The sequence below is a fragment of the Streptomyces sp. NBC_00872 genome (assembly GCF_045161915.1).
In the GTDB taxonomy this organism is placed as follows: domain Bacteria; phylum Actinomycetota; class Actinomycetes; order Streptomycetales; family Streptomycetaceae; genus Streptomyces.
Genome location: NZ_CP108806.1, coordinates 4,737,265 through 4,752,077 on the forward strand (window position 1 = coordinate 4,737,265; position 14,813 = coordinate 4,752,077).

The following is a 14,813-nucleotide window of genomic DNA, read 5'->3' on the forward strand; positions in this document are numbered from 1 at the left end:
CGCCCGGTGACCCTGTGAGGAATCCATCAGCACCGGATGAGACCCGATGAGACCCGATGAGACCGGATGAGACGGGGCGAGATGGGGCGAGACGGGGTGAGACCCCGACGAGATCAGTCGAACCGCGCGGCGAGCAGGACCACGTCCTCCACGCTGTCGGGATTCCCCGCGCCCCTGGCGTTCCCGGTGTCCGGCCCGCCCGGGAGCACGGTCCGCAGTACATGGTCGGCGACCGCTCCCGGATCGTTCCTGGCGGACGGCGGGACGCTCGCCGCCGCCCCGTGCAGCCGCGCGTAGGCCCGGTCCATGGGATCGCCGGTGCGCCGCAGCAGCCCGTCCGTGTAGAGCAGCACCGTTTCGCCGGGCGCGGGCCACACCTCCACGCTGGGCGCCTCCCAGCAGGCGAGCATGCCGAGCGGGGCGGACAGCGACGTCTCGACGAACTCGGTACGCCGGTCCCCGACGATCAGCGGCGGCGCGTGCCCGGCCCCCGCCAGCAGGATCTTGCCCTGGGCCGGTTCGGCGTACGCGAACAGGGCGGTGGCCGTACGCGCGGGCTCGGTCAGCCGCAGCAGCAGCTCCAGATCGGAGAGCACGGCGACGGGGTCCTCGCCCTCCATGACGGCGTACGCGCGCGTCGAGGCGCGCAGCCGTCCCATCGCGGCCACCGCGCCGGGCCCGGAGCCGCTGACCGAGCCGACGGACAGGCTCACGGCGCCCTCGGGCAGCGGGAGAGCGTCGTACCAGTCGCCGCCGCCGTACGGGCCTGTGCGGTGGCGCGCGGCGAGCTGGATGCCGGGGATCCGGGGGAGCCGGCTGGGGAGCAGTTCCTCGGCGATGGTGGCCGCGCGGGTACGGGCCCGCTCCAGCTCCAGCAGCCGGGCGAGATGCGCGCTCGCGTACCGCGTGTAGAGACCGACGAGATGGCGCTGCCGTTCCACCGGTTCGGCGGGTTCGTCGTACAGCCAGACGACGGCCCCGAGCCGCCCGGACACGGCGCCGGCTCCCGTGCCGGCGACCAGCGGTACGGCGTAGCTCGCGCCGTAGCCGAGCCGTACCGCGACCTCGCGCTGGCGCGGGTCCACCTCCGTGTCACGGAACAGATCGGGAACGGCCACCGGTTCGGTCCGTGCGGCGGGGCCGTCCAGGAGCCTGCCGTACGAGGAGGCCCGGCGCGGCACGGTCTCCAGATGGCCGAGATCCGCGCGGGTGAGTCCGAGTCCGAGGGTGGTACCGGGGCCCAGACCGTCGGCCGGTTCGAGTACGACCAGCCCTCGGCGTGCGCCGACGAGGGCGGCTCCGGCGCGCAGCAGTTCCTTGAGCGCGCTGTCGAGTGAGCTGGTTCCGGCCAGACGTTCGGTGAGTTCGTGCAGGGTGGTCAGATCGGAGACCCAGCCGGCCAGCCGGTCCCGGATCAGCGCGCCGGGCGCGGAGGGAAGGTCATCCAGGGGCGGGCCAGTGTGCGCGGGGGCCGGAACCGTGGAATCGATTCCAGCCACTTTCGGCATGTTCGGGGCGCTCATGACAGTCGGCTTTCCGACGGGTGCGTTTCACTCAATAGCATCGCAAACCCCTAGGTCATTCCGCGCGGCTACCCATGTATCCACATGTACACGTACAACTTAGGCAATGTCCAGCATTGTCCCGGTGGAATGGCCGGTGTCCTGAGACGTTCAAGTTGGCAAAAAAATGACCCCCCTGACCAGGTTTTGCGATCGACTGAGGGCGCTCAACAGGGGGTCCTTCAGGGACGAGTTCGAGTTCGGCCCGAGTGGAGCGTCATTCCGAACGTGGTGGGTACGTAAACGGTGACGGACAGGGGCAGTTGGGACCGCCCCGGAACCTGTCGGCGGGACCGGGCGTCTTAACCGCCGTAGGTCACACCTCATCCCCCGGAGTGGCGAGAAAAGTACAGCGGGACAGAGCGGGACAGTAAGCGCCATGCGCACGCCACCCCTCGCCACATGCTCGACGAAGACGGTCCGTGCCCGGCCCAGGAATGGCGTGATGCGCCGGCGGGCGGGGAGGGACCGTGCGTGCCTCAGGTACGGGGCGGCCATGCGTCGAAAGTGCGCGCGGTGACTACGCACAGTGATACGCACGGTGAAGTGATGCACACACATGGTGTCAGTGTCATGTGGACCTCGGCGTTCAACGGAAAGGAACGAGCGCTCATGCGCGAGATCCTCGGAAGGCGACGCAGGCTCCGGCGCAAGGGTGGGCCTGCCCAACTCGACGCGGCGCTCATCTGCGCCACCGCGTGGAGATGGCCCGTACTCCCCGGCGCCGGTCTCACGGCGGTCGGCGGACGCGGGACACGCGGACTCGGCTGCTCCTGCCCCGACCCCGATTGCGTCGTACCCGGCGCACACCCCTTCGATCCCGGTCTGCTCGCGGCGACCACCGACGAGCGCATGGTGCGCTGGTGGTGGCGGAACCGGCCCACGGCCCCGATCGTGCTGGCCACCGGCGGCAGCGCGCCCTGCGCGGTGAGCCTGCCGGCCGTCGCGGGCGCGCGGGCGCTCGTGGAGCTGGACCGGATGGACATCCGGCTCGGACCGGTCGTCGCGACCCCCACGCGCTGGTCGCTGCTGGTGGCTCCGTACACCCTCGAACAGCTCGGTGAGCTGCTCTACGCCAAGGCGTGGGTGCCCAGTTCGCTGCGGTTCCACGGCGAGGGCGGCTATCTGGCGCTGCCTCCGTCGGAGGCGGCGGGCGGACAGGTCCGCTGGGAACGGGCGCCTCTGGCGGGCTCGGCGGCGCCCTGGCTGCCCGATGTGAAGGCGGTCGTGGACGCGCTCGTCGAGGCGAGCACGAGCGCGCCGGACGGCGGCAGCAGGCTCGCGTACTGACGGCGGTCGACGCGTCCCGTCCCGGGGCGCGTCGCGCCGGGTACTTCAGCCCGGCCCGTACGGTGCCGAGCTTCCCGGGTTCCGGGTTCCCGGGTCAGGGCCGCCGCGTCCGAAGCGGTACGGCGCCGGCGCCCGCTGTCACCCGTACGGGTGCGAGCCGGGCCTACGGGTGCGAGCCGGACCGCGGCCCTTCCGCCGGACCCCGGCCCTTCCGACTGTGTCCGGAACCGAGGGGTCTGCCGCGGCGGGCTCCGTGACGGACGGGACGCCTGTGGCGGGCGATACGGCTGGCGGTATCCGGCGATATGGCGGGCGATACTCCCGGCGGGCACGCGGTGGTGTGTACGGCCGAGCGATATGGGCCTGAAGTCGCCTCTCCCGAAGGGATCGAGGCGCGGACATGTGTACTGACCGAGGGACGCGACACATGGGCCCGCACCGGATACCGCAACGCGTCCGGCGGTGAACTGCGCGCCGTGCTCAGCCTGATGGGGCGCGGACGCACCGTACATACACACTGCGTGGCCGGGGCCGCGGATGAGCTCGCGACCTGCCGGACGCCCCGTGAGCGGTCCCGGGGAACTCGTGCGGAATACACGGTGATCGTGGAGTTGGCGGCCTCACCGAAGCCGTCCGGCGGGTGCAATGGCGGGGAGTCCGGACCTCTGCTGCCGAGGTCGGGGAGCAACTCGTGGGCCACGGTGGACCGTTGACGTACCGGTCGGCCCCGAGAACGCGGACGCCCGGTCGCTGGCGACGGGGGATGCACCAGCGACCGGGCTTCTAGAACGGTAACAAGAGATCGGCAGTTAGCAAATTCGATCCGGTGTATTCGGACAATGAATTACCTGCCGGTACGGGACGGTGTGACGGATGGTGTGACTGGTGTCACCGCTCCGCCGGGAGCCCTTCACCGCCGAAGACACTGTCAGTGGTCCGGCAGTGGTCCGGCAGTGGTTCTGCACTGATCCGGCAGCGATCCGGCAGCGATCCGGCACTTCGACCGTCCCGCGATCGGGCGGTGATTCGCTGGTCAGCTCAGCGTCACCTGGCGGTTGGTGAGCCCGCCGCGCGCCCGTCGCTCGTCCCCCGTCAGCGGTGTGTCGACGGCCAGCGCCGCCGACAGCCGCTCGGCGAACTCCGTCGCCGGCTTCTCGCACTCCTCCGCGCCCATCGCGCTCGGCAGGTCCCACACCGGCACCGTCAGCCCGTGCGCCCGGAAGGAGCCGACCAGGCGGGTTCCCTCACCGAGGCTCGACGTGCCCGCGACATGCAGCCGGGCGAGCCCGTCCAGCAACCGCTCCTCGGGATACGGCATGACCCAGCGGAGGTGGTTCTTCTCGGGCGTCTCGCACCAGTACGCGGCGTCCGTGCCCGAGAGCCGTACGGTCGGGATCGCGGCGGCGTTGGCGCGCTCCAGGGAGGCGTTCACCTCGGCCGAGGCGTTCTCGGCGTCCGGCACCCAGAACTCGAACCCGGCGTGCACGACAGGCGTGAAAGCGGCCTCGGGGTCGAGCAGATCCTGAAGCCGCGGCCCGTCGGCGGGCACCCGCTGCGCGGCCACGGGATTGCCGGGCTCCGCCGTCAGCGCGCGCCGGAGCGTGTCGGCGAGATCGCGGCTCAGATCGCCGGAGGAGGTGTCGTTCTGGAGCGCGAGCAGCACGGAGCCGTCGTCGCGGCGCAGCGCAGGCCAGGCCATCGGCAGTACGGTCGCGAGCGTCACGGACGGTACGCCCTCGGGCAGCCCGTCCTTGAGGGTCAGTCCGGCGGTCGCGGCGGGCACCAGCTCGCGCAGCGCGACCCAGTCGCACTCACCGGCCAGGCCCTCGAAGGGACGCTGGACCAGCTCGGTCACGGCGTGCGCGGCGGCCCGGCCGTGGCAGGCCTTGTAGCGGCGGCCCGAGCCGCACGGGCAGGGCTCGCGGGCCCCCACCACCGGGATCGGTCCGTCCTTGAGCTGCGCCGTGGCGGCCTTCGTCTGGGGGCGCTTCTTGGCCATGGTGTGGCTTTCTCCCGTAGCGGCGGTGCGATGTCGGCGCGAGCCTAGCCGTACGGACGGACAGCGCGGGGGGCGCGACGCGACGCGCGAAGGCTTGGCGCGGCACCCTTCCCGTACCCGCGCTCCCGCTCCGGGGCGGCTCACACCGTCAGCTCAGGCGGCTCATACCGTCCGCTCACCGAGCCGGATCACATCCGGCCGCCCCGGTCACTCATCAGCCACTCATCAGCTCGCGTCGTCGTAGGGATCCGCGAAGGCGAGCCCGTCCAGGCCGTCCAGCCCCTCAAGGCCGTCGAGCCCGTCCAACTCGCCCAGTCTGTCGCGCCCCGCGCCCGCACTCACGCCCGCGCTGCCACCGGCGCCCGCACTCGCACTCGCACTCGCGCTTGCGCCGGCGCTCGCGTTGACGCCTGTGTCCGGGCCTGTGACGCGCGTAGCGTAATCATTGCGCCGGTGCACGGCCGCGACGACTACCCACACGGTGACTTCTCCGGACTCGCTGTCCCGTACGCCCCACTCCTGGGCGAGCGCCGAGATGATGTTGAGTCCGCGTCCGCCGCGGGCCGTGACCGAGGGGGTCGCGGGAATGGGCCGCGTCGGGCCACCGCCGTCCGTCACCTCGACGATCAGCCGTCCCGCCTTGTCGACGCGCCACTCCGCACGGATGTCGCCGTCGCCGATCTGCTCATGCCCCAGCGGTCTGCCGTGCCGGCACGCGTTGCTGACCAGTTCGGAAAGGATCAGTACGGCATCGTCGACCACCGCCGCCGACACCCCGCTGCGGCTCAACTGCTCCCGCATCCGGTGTCGTGCTTCCCCCACGCCCGCAGGGCCATGGGGAACGGCCATGCACGACGACGTGGGCACTTCTTGTGCCACCACAAACGCCACCCCCGAGACCTCCTTCGCCCCACGCCACGGTGTGGATGCCCCATTGGCCTGGACCGGAAACCGGCCAAGCGAGGGCCGTTGACGCACTCGTAACGCTCGAATACGCATCGAACGCGCCGGTGCACTCCCCGTGCACCACCCGTCACTGTTCGGCACGTCCGAGTCGGATGGATTTGTCAGCCGATGTGCACGGCGCGCGGACGGCGTGCCTGGGCGGTGTGTACCGGGTGTCAGGAAAGTCGGCCGAGCTGGGACAGAACCTGTTTGGGGCGATTGGTGATGATCGCTTCGACGCCGAGACGCACACAGAGATCGACGTCTTCCGGCTCATTCACCGTCCAGACATGGACACGGTGGCCCGCCTTGTGCAGCCGCTCGATGTAGCCGGGGTGGTTACGGACGATCCGCATCCCGGGACCCGCGATCCGGGAGCCGGCGGGCAGCCGTCCGTCGCGCAGCCGGGGCGAGAGGAACTGCATCAGATAGACGGTCGGCAGCGCGGGCGCGGCATCCGCGATCCGGTGCAGCGAGCGGGCGGAGAAGCTCATGATCCGTACGGCCGAGTCGTCCGGTGCCGGATCGTGCAGACCGAAGCGCCTGAGCAGGTGCAACAGCCGCTCCTCCACCTGTCCGGCCCAGCGGGTGGGATGTTTGGTCTCGATGGCCAGCTCGACGGGCCGGCCGGCGTCCGCGATCAGTCCGAGCAGCCGCTCCAGCGTCAGTACGGAGGTGAATTCGCGGTCCCGCCAGTCCGGGCTCTCCTCGCTGTCCTTCCAGGAGCCGAAGTCGAGCGCCGCGAGATCGGCCAGCTCCAGGGCGGAGACGGCACCGCGTCCGTTGGAGGTGCGGTTCACCCGGCGGTCGTGGACACAGACGAGATGCCCGTCGGCGGTGAGCCGTACATCGCACTCCAGTGCGTCGGCGCCGTCCTCGATGGCCTTGGTGTACGCGGCCAGGGTGTGCTCCGGCGCGTCCTCCGAGGCTCCGCGGTGGGCGACGACCTGGATGCTGTGCTGTCGTGCTTGGGTCACCGCGTCATGGTGTCATCGTGGCGGGGTAGGTAGGTGAACGGATGCGGTTCTCCGGCCGGTCGGATCAAGGTGCGATCGTTTTGTCCGAAATAAAGGATGGCGGACAGACACACAGGTCCTGCTTACAGTGGTCTGACGTGCCGTGGGAAAAGCTGACCGCAGATACTTGCGCAATCACGGAAACTTGCACGGCGGAACTGACTCGCACGGCGGAACTCTGCGGAACTCTTGCCGAAGACTGATGTGGAACCGAGGAGAAAGAGCTGTGAGCACTGAGAACGAGGGCACTGCGGCCCCCGGCGGCCCGTCCGTACCTCCCGTGCCGGATGCCGCTCCCCAGGGCACACCCGCGTCCGGTCCGCGAGAGGCGTGGCAGGAGCCGACGGCGCAGACGGACCCGCGGACAGGCTCGCAGGGGGGCGCGTACGGGGACGGACAGCACGCGGGCGCACAGCCTGGCGCGACCCAGCCTGGCGAGCCCGGTGTGGGACAGCCCGGTGTGGGACAGCCCGGTGTGGGACAGCCTGGTGTGGGACAGCCTGGCGCGGACGCACAGGCGCCCGTAGACACGCGGCCGCCCGCGGCCGCTCAGGCTGACCATCCGGACGGGACACCGGGCGGTGCCCCCGCGGGCGCCCCGAAGGGCGCTCCCGAGCCGGGGCACGCGGCGGACGCCGGCTGGCCCCCGCCCCCGCCCGTGATCCCCTCGTACGCCGCCTACGGAGGCGGCGACGGTTCCTCCTACGGAGGCGGTGGCGATGGTTCCGGAGGCGGTGGCGACGGCCCGCAGTGGGGTGCCCCCATGCCCGGCCAGGAGCCCCGGCGGCCGCGCAGGCGCCAGGGCGGACTGATCACCGCAGTGCTGGCCGCCGCGCTGATCGCGGGCGGTATCGGCGGCGGGGTCGGCTACTGGGGCGCGGAGCGCAACGACGAGAACGGGGCCGGTTCGACGACGGTCACTGCGGCGGACGCTCCCAACGACATCAAGCGCGAGCCGGGCACGGTCGCGGCGGTGGCCAAGAAGTCGCTGCCGAGTGTGGTCACCATCGAGGCGCAGGGCGGCAACGGCGAGGGCGGCACGGGCACCGGCTTCGTCTACGACAAGGAAGGCCACATCCTCACCAACAACCATGTGGTGGCCTCCGCGGCGAACGGCGGTGACCTGACCGCGACATTCTCGAACGGCGACAAGTACGACGCCGAGGTCGTCGGCCGGGCCGAGGGGTACGACGTGGCGGTGGTGAAGCTGAAGAAGGCGCCCCCCGGTCTGACCCCGCTCCCGCTCGCCAATTCTGACCAGGTCGCGGTCGGCGACTCGACGATCGCCATCGGTGCCCCGTTCGGCCTCTCCAACACGGTGACCACGGGCATCATCAGCGCCAAGAACCGCCCGGTCGCCTCAGGTGACGGTTCCGGCGCCAGCAACTCGTACATGAGCGCCCTCCAGACCGACGCCTCCATCAACCCGGGCAACTCCGGCGGCCCCCTGCTGGACTCCCGCGGCGCGGTCATCGGCATCAACTCGGCCATCCAGTCGGCGGGCAGCGGCGGCCTGGGCCAGTCCCAGGCGGGCTCCATCGGCCTCGGCTTCGCCATCCCGATCAACCAGGCGAAGAATGTCGCCGAACAGCTCATCGAGACGGGCCAGCCGGTCTACCCGCTGATCGGTGCCACGGTCACGATGACCGAGGGCGGCGAGGGCGCCACCATCTCCCCGCAGGGCGAGGGCGGCACCCCGGCCATCACCCCCAACGGTCCGGCCGCCAAGGCCGGCCTCAAGGCGGGCGACATCATCACCAAGTTCAACGACACCCCGATCGACAGCGGCCCCACCCTGATCGGCCAGATCTGGACCCACAAGCCCGGCGACAAGGTCACGCTCACCTATATCCGCGACGGCAAGGAGTCCACGGCCCAAGTCACCCTGGGCGAGCGCAAGGGCGAGAGCTGACCACCAGCACACGTGAAGCAGAGGTGAGGCAGCTCACGTGAAGCAGAGGTGAGGCGGGGTACCGGACCGAATCCGGTACCCCGCCTCCCTGTTTGTGCCCTTCGACGGAAGGGTCAGCGGCCGACCATGAACTCCTTCCAGGAGCCGTACTCGCCCATGCGTCCGTAGACGTCCACGGCGAAGACGGTGACCATGCACGGCCCGTTGTACGGAGGGGTCCAGGTGATGGTGGACGTCTTCGTCATCCGGCCCGGACCGCTGTCGCCGCAGGCGCCGGAGATGTCCCAGGAGTAGCCGCTCAGCAGCCGTCCCTCGTCACCCGCCCCGGGCTTGATCCCGATGGTGATGGGGGAACGGGTGGACCCCGTCGAGATCACCGTCAGTTGTGGCGCGAGCGGCCCGGTCGTGGTGGCCGGGGTGAGGCGGTCGACGACGGTCTGCGCGGAGGGCACCGACTCGCCGCCCTCCTGGCCGACGGCGGCGACGTAGTAGTACGCGCTCCCCTTCGGGGCGGAGCGGTCGTCGTACGACGTGGCGGACGCCCCGGCACTGCCCACGAGGGCCCAGGCACCGGTGGGGGTGGTGCGACGGTAGACGTGGAACCCGGTGACCGTCGTGTCCGGACCGTCCGCCGGGGTCCAGGTGAGACGGGTGAAGGCGTCGACGGGCTCGCCCCGGAGCGCGGAAGGAGCGGACACCGCGGACGCCGCGGGGCGGGTGACCGTCACGGGCTCGGAGGCGGGGGAGATGTTCCCGGAGGAGTCGACGGCGTGAAGGGTGTACGTGTAGGGCGTTCCCGCGTCCGCGACGGGATCCGTGTAGGACGTACCGAAGACCGGCTGGGGTCCGTCCGGGTCCTGCCGCCCCGCGGGCGCGGCCCACACCTCGTAGTGGTCGACGTCCTTCGAAGAGGGCTGCCAGGTGAGCGCGTTGCCGGCGGTGGTCCCCAGCGCGGACAGGCCGGCGACCCGCGCCGGTGCCGTGCGGTCGACGGTGGTGACGCCCTTGTCGGCCGTGCCCGCCGACTCGTTGCCGGCCTTGTCGTAGGCCCGTACCTCGTAGTAGTACACGTCCCCGGTCTTCGGAACGGTGGAGTCGGTGTAGGACGTGGAGGTGGTCGTCGCCAGGGGCTTGCCGCCGAACGAGGCGCCCTTGAGACGGCGGTAGACGCGGTAGCCCGCGAGATCCATCTCCTTGTTCTTCGCCCAGGTCGGCTTGGCCTTGCCGGTCACGGCGTCGTACGAGAGCGCCGGTCCCGTCGGCACGAGGGGTTTGACCTTGTCGACGGTGGCCGTTGTCCGGGGCTGGTAGGCGAACTTGACGGCGGCGCCTCCGGTCCAGTTGACGAAGTCGACGCGGAGGGAGTGCTTGCCGGAGGGGATGGTGATGTTGACGGTCTTCTTCTGGGTGGTGGAGACGTTCTTCCAGAGATCGACCTTGCGGGTCCCGTCGAGGTAGACGCGGATGCCGTCCTGGGTGGCGACGGGCAGGGCGAAGGGGCCGCCGGATCCGAAGTCGCGGGTGACGGACCAGCGGACACCGAAGTTGTCCTTCGGCAGCCCGGAAGCGGGCGCGCCGGTGCCCCAGTTCTGGTCGATCGCGCTGTCGCAGTCCGTCTTCCTGGCCGTGCCGGAGAAGCTGGTGTTCGCGAAGAACTGCCGCTTGAAGACCGGGGACGCGCAGGTCGTGGCCGCGGAAGCCTGAGCGGCCACGGCGAGCAGACCGCCGGTCGTGGCGAGCACCACAGTGGTGGCCAGCGTGGGCGCGAAGCGCCGAGCAGGTCTCATTTCGTTCCCTCGGTCCTTGTGTCGTCGACGCCGTACGAGCGGGCGCCGGAGATCAAGACAGCTGACACCGGGGGTTGGTTGTGCGGATGCTGGGAAGAGACCGTAAAGGGCGTTTGAGTGTGCCGACCGTGGAGTTCACCTTGAAGCGCGGGGCAAGGCCGTCCCCGGCGCCCGGTAAGCGTTGTCAGACCCGCGCTGTACGGTCCCGTTCCATGGCTGAGAGACCGACGACGAACTGGCGCAGGGGCATGGCCGAGGAGGCCGCGGAGCTTGCGGCGGGCACCTTGGATCCCGGCTGCGCGGGCATGGCCGAGTTGTTCCCCGATGAGCTTCTGTCGGCGACCGACGCCGTCCTCGACACGTTCGAGGCCGAGTTGCCCACGCTCGCCGAAGCGGACGACGCACAGGTCTTCGGCGTAGTGGAGCGCGTCGTCCTGGCCCTGAACGCGGTGAACGAGTCGCACGACGGCTGCGCCTTCGAGACCGATGAGCGCGAGCGGTTGTGTGCCTACATCGATAAGGCCCTCACCGAGCAGGGCGTTGATGTCGTCGCCCTGACCGCCAGACGTGGACTTGGTCGGTACGAACTCACGGACCAGTGGCGGGACTGGTGAGCGAGTCGCCGTCACTGCCCGTCCGAATGAGCTGGTCCCGAGCCGGACCTACGATCCGACGGGTGGATGCCGGACGCTGCCGCGGGTGACCGGTCCGAGGTTACGTGTCTCGGCCGGCTTCCTGAGCCGCACGCTCCAGTCGGCTCCGATAGTTCTCCCACCACGCCGAGTCGCCCGGCGCCATGCCGTCGTTGCCCTTGTTCATCCCCACGGCACCGTCGACGAGTTCCCGGACGATATCGGCGTGCCCCGCGTGCCGGTGCGTGTCAGCGATCACACGCACCACGGCATGATGCAACGTCACCTCGTCCCTGCCGCCCGGCCACCATGGCACTCTGCCGACCGTGTCCAGCGCCAGCGCGTCGAGCGTCGCGTCCGCGTGCGCCCACGCTCGGCGGTAGAGCTCCACGATGTGCCTTCGTGACTCGTCGGCGGTGGCCCACATGTCCGCGTTGGGCTCACTATCGGATTCGAGCCAGGGGAGCACTTCGCCGGACGGCCGTCCGAAGGTCTCACCGAGGTACCCCAGCTCCACGCCGGCGGCGTGTTTCACCAGACCCAAGAGGTTGGTGCCCGTAGGCGTCAGCGGGCGGCGGACGTCGTACTCCGAGAGCCCTTCGAGCTTCCACAGCAGGGCATCGCGGGCGGACTGCAGGTAAAAGCGAAGGTCAGCCTTGGGATCCGATGCGGTCATGTGGCAAGTCTGCCGCTCGCGTGATCTCTGTCCAACGGCTTTGTCCACTGCTCGCGGGAAACGGGATCGTCCGGCGCAGTGAGTGAATCGGACCGAACCGCCTGAGAGAGCGTTTTGTCCTGGCAAGGCTGTTTGATAGTTCGGGCGGCCAGGCGGCTTCAGGTGATCGTGCTTGTGTGACGATCGGGTCGCGTGGGTCCGTAGGGTCTGTGATTGCGTGCGGGATCGCCCGTAGGGGCAAGGAGGGATGCCGGGAATGGGCAGTGGGGGGAACAGCTCGACTGCTGATCAGCAATGGTGGTGAGGCAGCACTGGAGCTGACCGTGGAGCCCTGGGCGGAGACGCACCAGATTCTCCCGAAGGAGACATGGGTCGTTGTCACCCACTCGCCTGCAGCGGATGGTTCATGGTCCGGGACTCTGCGTGGGGACGAACCTTTCCGGGTCGATCATCGGCCCGAATCGGTCACGGTGTGGGTCAATGGCAACTGCTTCCACCTCAGCAACGCGGAGGGGAGCGCAATCGACTCGGCCGACTGGCAGTGCCCTGCTCAGGGCCCCGCCTCCTGACTTGGTGTGCTCAGGTGTCGCGCCAGTTCGGGGTCGATTCGCGGGTGAGCCGTCGGCTTATTAGGTCGACCATGGCCACCTTGATCATGGCTTCGGAGCGGTGCGGGTGGGTCTCGTAGTCGCGGGCGAGGCGACGGTGGTGCATGAGCCAGCCGAAGGTTCGCTCGATGACCCAGCGTCGCGGAATCACCTTGAAACCCTTCTGGGCAGGGTCGCGGCGGGTGACCTCGACGTCGATCCCGAGGCGGGCGCCGTGGTCGATGACCCTGGTGCGGTAGCCGGTGTCGGCCCAGGCCTTGGTGATGCGGGGGTGGGCGGCGGCGATATTCGAGAGCACGTGGATGCCGCCGGCGTTGTCGGAGACGCTGGCGGCTGTGACCAGCACGGCCAGCAGGAGGCCGAGTGTGTCGACGCCGATGTGACGTTTGCGGCCTGCGATCTTCTTGCCCGCGTCGATGCCCTGGCCGGCCGCGGGCACGTTGGCTGAGGTCTTGATGCTCTGGGCATCGACGATGCAGGCGCTGGGCTCGGCGTCGCGGCCTTCTGCCTCCCGAACCAGCCGTCGCAGGAGTCCGTTGAGCTGGTCGAAGACGCCGTCCTTCTGCCAGGCGGCGAAGTATCCGTAGACGGTTTCCCACGGGGCGAAGTCGTGCGGCAGATACCTCCACGGGATCCCGGTCCGGTCGACGTAGAGGATCGCTTCCATGATCCGGCGCAGGTCATGCTCGGGCGGCCGGCCGATGTCCAGGCCCTTCCCTCTCCGTTCGGTCCGCCAGGCTGTCAGAGTCGGTTCCAGCAGTCCCCAACGGGCATCGGACAGGTCACTCGGATACGGCCGCTGTCTGCGAGGCATGTTTCTGTAGTAGCGGTGCCCGCCGTCCCGTCACAGGGCGCAAACAGGTTTGACCGGGGGCGTGTTGGGATCAGACAGGAGCGAAGGTACGGAAGCGGACCATCGAAGGGCTCCAACCACCCCACCTGCCACACCAGACGCCCACTACCTCAGCCGAACCCAAGCTGTCCGCTTCCTGAATCGCAATAAAGCACCCCTGTCGGGACAAAACGCTCTTTGAGACCGCGTTTGAGATCTGCGGCGTGGGACGATCGACCGGTGACTCGACTCGTAGAACGTGACTGCTCCCTGGAGGCGCTTGAGCGCGATCCCTGGCCGGCCCCGCCGACCGATGCGAGCCGACTTGTGGCAATGGTGCATGCCCTTCGGAGTCGGCCGATCGGCGAGCTGACCGTCGAGGACATGCGGCTGTTGATCGGGCAGGACGTGGGGCTCGCCCTTCTTCTGCCGCTCGCGCTGGAAGTGCTGCGGGACGATCCGATGACCGAGGGCGACATGTACGAGGGCGACCTGCTGTCCGCTGTTCTGACGAGAAGTCCAGCCGTTTGGAAAGAGAGGCCCGAGCTCGGCCAGAAGCTGGGAGTGATCGTCTCGGAACTGAGCGATCTGCCGCCGTCCTTGAATCAGGAGGTCGCGCGTTTCCTGGCTCGGTAGATGCTGCGGCGGTCGGGCCGGTGTGATCGCGTTGCATACGAGGGCGGCTGCCGCACAAGCGGGCGCGGTCTGGCCGCGCAGTGCGTTGTGGATGCGTTCGACCGTTCCGTCGTCGTGCCACCACGTGAAGTACCAGTAGGCGGTCGGCCACGGCGCGAAATCCTTCGGCAATTGCCGCCAAGCGCAGCCGGTCCGCACGACGTAGAAGAACGCGTCCACGAACGGCCGCCGCGGATGCTTCTCCCGCCGTCCGCCCTTCGGCCCTACCCTTGCTGGCGGCAGCAACGGCTCCACCAACGCCCAATGCTCATCCGTCAAGTCCGACGGATACCCACCCCCAGCACCGCTCACAGCGTGCTCAACGACCCCTCCAACAAAGGGACACGGCAGATCTCAAACGCGGTCTGAGACAGGGACCGGATCGACAGAGACGGAACATGAATCCTGTCCGATTCCGGTCGGCAGCCGGACGTCCCGCCTCAGCAGAAGTGGACGGACCCGGTGCGCCGACTCGGAATGGTCCAGATGGACCGAGCCAACGGAAACCACCCCCGTCTCGCTCTCGCCGTAGACCCGGCTGAACTCCATGAGATGAGGACGCGTTCGCGGACGCCGTAGCCGAGGGCGACATCAGCTTCTGGGACATCCTTAGCGGGGCCGGACACTTCACTCTCGACGTGGTCGGCCTCGTTCCCGTGAGCGGCGAATGGGCCGGCCTGATCACTGCGGCTGGTACGGAGCCGAAGGAGACGCCTGGAACAGCGGGCTTTCCTGCGCCGCTGCCATCCCCGTCGTCGAGTGGGGAGCCACCGCCGGAAAATGAGGAAAGAATGGCGCACATGCTGTCGAAGCGTTCATCAAGACTCAGCGCGCTTCAGGTGAAGTCGGTCATATCTGGGCTGCGAGCAGAAGGCGCGG

Annotated in this window: 11 protein-coding genes and 1 pseudogene; 4 read left to right on the top strand and 8 right to left on the bottom strand. The window is 69.4% G+C overall.

Translation table 11 applies throughout. The features are described 5' to 3' along the window. Positions 1-113: 113 nt before the first annotated feature. Complete coding sequence (locus OG214_RS20245; protein WP_382850848.1) at positions 114-1,523, bottom strand: PP2C family protein-serine/threonine phosphatase; 1,410 nt, start codon at positions 1,521-1,523, stop codon at positions 114-116. 651 nt (positions 1,524-2,174) lie between these two features. Here OG214_RS20245 and OG214_RS20250 point away from each other — a divergent pair. Further along, on the top strand, positions 2,175-2,852 hold the full coding sequence (locus tag OG214_RS20250; protein ID WP_363083156.1) for a bifunctional DNA primase/polymerase: 678 nt from the start codon (positions 2,175-2,177) through the stop codon (positions 2,850-2,852). 1,033 nt (positions 2,853-3,885) lie between these two features. Here the strand turns inward: OG214_RS20250 and OG214_RS20255 are convergent. From OG214_RS20255 to OG214_RS20265, 3 genes are all read right to left on the bottom strand, one after another. Continuing rightward, positions 3,886-4,851 carry a DUF5926 family protein gene (locus OG214_RS20255; RefSeq protein WP_363084500.1) on the bottom strand — a complete coding sequence of 322 codons (966 nt, stop codon included), beginning with the start codon at positions 4,849-4,851 and terminating at the stop codon, positions 3,886-3,888. Positions 4,852-5,076: 225 nt separating this feature from the next. Then, a complete protein-coding gene (locus OG214_RS20260; protein ID WP_405987556.1) occupies positions 5,077-5,652 on the bottom strand; it encodes an ATP-binding protein in 576 nt (191 codons plus the stop codon). A gap of 320 nt (positions 5,653-5,972) precedes the next feature. Then, positions 5,973-6,773, bottom strand: a complete 801-nt coding sequence (locus tag OG214_RS20265; RefSeq protein WP_365905208.1) for a glycerophosphodiester phosphodiesterase — start codon at positions 6,771-6,773, stop codon at positions 5,973-5,975. Between the two features lie 265 nt (positions 6,774-7,038). Between OG214_RS20265 and OG214_RS20270 the strand changes: the two genes are divergently transcribed. Then, positions 7,039-8,724 (top strand): trypsin-like peptidase domain-containing protein, encoded by a 1,686-nt coding sequence (locus tag OG214_RS20270; RefSeq protein ID WP_405985531.1) that lies wholly within the window; start codon positions 7,039-7,041, stop codon positions 8,722-8,724. A gap of 113 nt (positions 8,725-8,837) precedes the next feature. Here OG214_RS20270 and OG214_RS20275 read toward each other — a convergent pair whose 3' ends face one another. Beyond that, positions 8,838-10,511, bottom strand: coding sequence for a fibronectin type III domain-containing protein (locus tag OG214_RS20275; RefSeq protein WP_405985532.1), 1,674 nt, complete (start codon positions 10,509-10,511; stop codon positions 8,838-8,840). A gap of 212 nt (positions 10,512-10,723) precedes the next feature. On the opposite strand from OG214_RS20275, the gene OG214_RS20280 reads away from it, so the two are divergent. After that, a complete protein-coding gene (locus OG214_RS20280) occupies positions 10,724-11,125 on the top strand; it encodes a hypothetical protein (protein ID WP_405985533.1) in 402 nt (133 codons plus the stop codon). 100 nt (positions 11,126-11,225) lie between these two features. Here the strand turns inward: OG214_RS20280 and OG214_RS20285 are convergent, their stop codons facing one another. Together OG214_RS20285 and OG214_RS20290 are read right to left on the bottom strand one after the other, a co-directional pair. Beyond that, positions 11,226-11,819 carry a DinB family protein gene (locus tag OG214_RS20285; RefSeq protein ID WP_363084506.1) on the bottom strand — a complete coding sequence of 198 codons (594 nt, stop codon included), beginning with the start codon at positions 11,817-11,819 and terminating at the stop codon, positions 11,226-11,228. 579 nt (positions 11,820-12,398) lie between these two features. Further along, the gene (locus tag OG214_RS20290; protein WP_331746049.1) at positions 12,399-13,241 is read right to left on the bottom strand and encodes an IS5 family transposase; all 843 of its coding nucleotides are present in this window, start codon (positions 13,239-13,241) and stop codon (positions 12,399-12,401) included. Positions 13,242-13,499: 258 nt separating this feature from the next. On the opposite strand from OG214_RS20290, the gene OG214_RS20295 reads away from it, so the two are divergent. After that, complete coding sequence (locus tag OG214_RS20295) at positions 13,500-13,895, top strand: contact-dependent growth inhibition system immunity protein (RefSeq protein ID WP_405985534.1); 396 nt, start codon at positions 13,500-13,502, stop codon at positions 13,893-13,895. A gap of 99 nt (positions 13,896-13,994) precedes the next feature. On the opposite strand, the pseudogene OG214_RS20300 reads toward OG214_RS20295, so the two are convergent. Further along, positions 13,995-14,246, bottom strand: a pseudogene (locus OG214_RS20300) (transposase); the annotation flags it as partial. Positions 14,247-14,813: the final 567 nt, after the last annotated feature.

Bases quoted from the DNA above. Each gene is read 5' to 3' on its own strand.
- OG214_RS20260 (WP_405987556.1), bottom strand. From the start codon at position 5,652: ATGCGGGAGCAGTTGAGCCGCAGCGGGGTGTCGGCGGCGGTGGTCGAC.
- OG214_RS20250 (WP_363083156.1), top strand. From the start codon at position 2,175: ATGCGCGAGATCCTCGGAAGGCGACGCAGGCTCCGGCGCAAGGGTGGG.
- OG214_RS20290 (WP_331746049.1), bottom strand. From the start codon at position 13,241: ATGCCTCGCAGACAGCGGCCGTATCCGAGTGACCTGTCCGATGCCCGT.
- OG214_RS20285 (WP_363084506.1), bottom strand. From the start codon at position 11,819: ATGACCGCATCGGATCCCAAGGCTGACCTTCGCTTTTACCTGCAGTCC.
- OG214_RS20280 (WP_405985533.1), top strand. From the start codon at position 10,724: ATGGCTGAGAGACCGACGACGAACTGGCGCAGGGGCATGGCCGAGGAG.
- OG214_RS20275 (WP_405985532.1), bottom strand. From the start codon at position 10,511: ATGAGACCTGCTCGGCGCTTCGCGCCCACGCTGGCCACCACTGTGGTG.
- OG214_RS20255 (WP_363084500.1), bottom strand. From the start codon at position 4,851: ATGGCCAAGAAGCGCCCCCAGACGAAGGCCGCCACGGCGCAGCTCAAG.
- OG214_RS20245 (WP_382850848.1), bottom strand. From the start codon at position 1,523: ATGAGCGCCCCGAACATGCCGAAAGTGGCTGGAATCGATTCCACGGTT.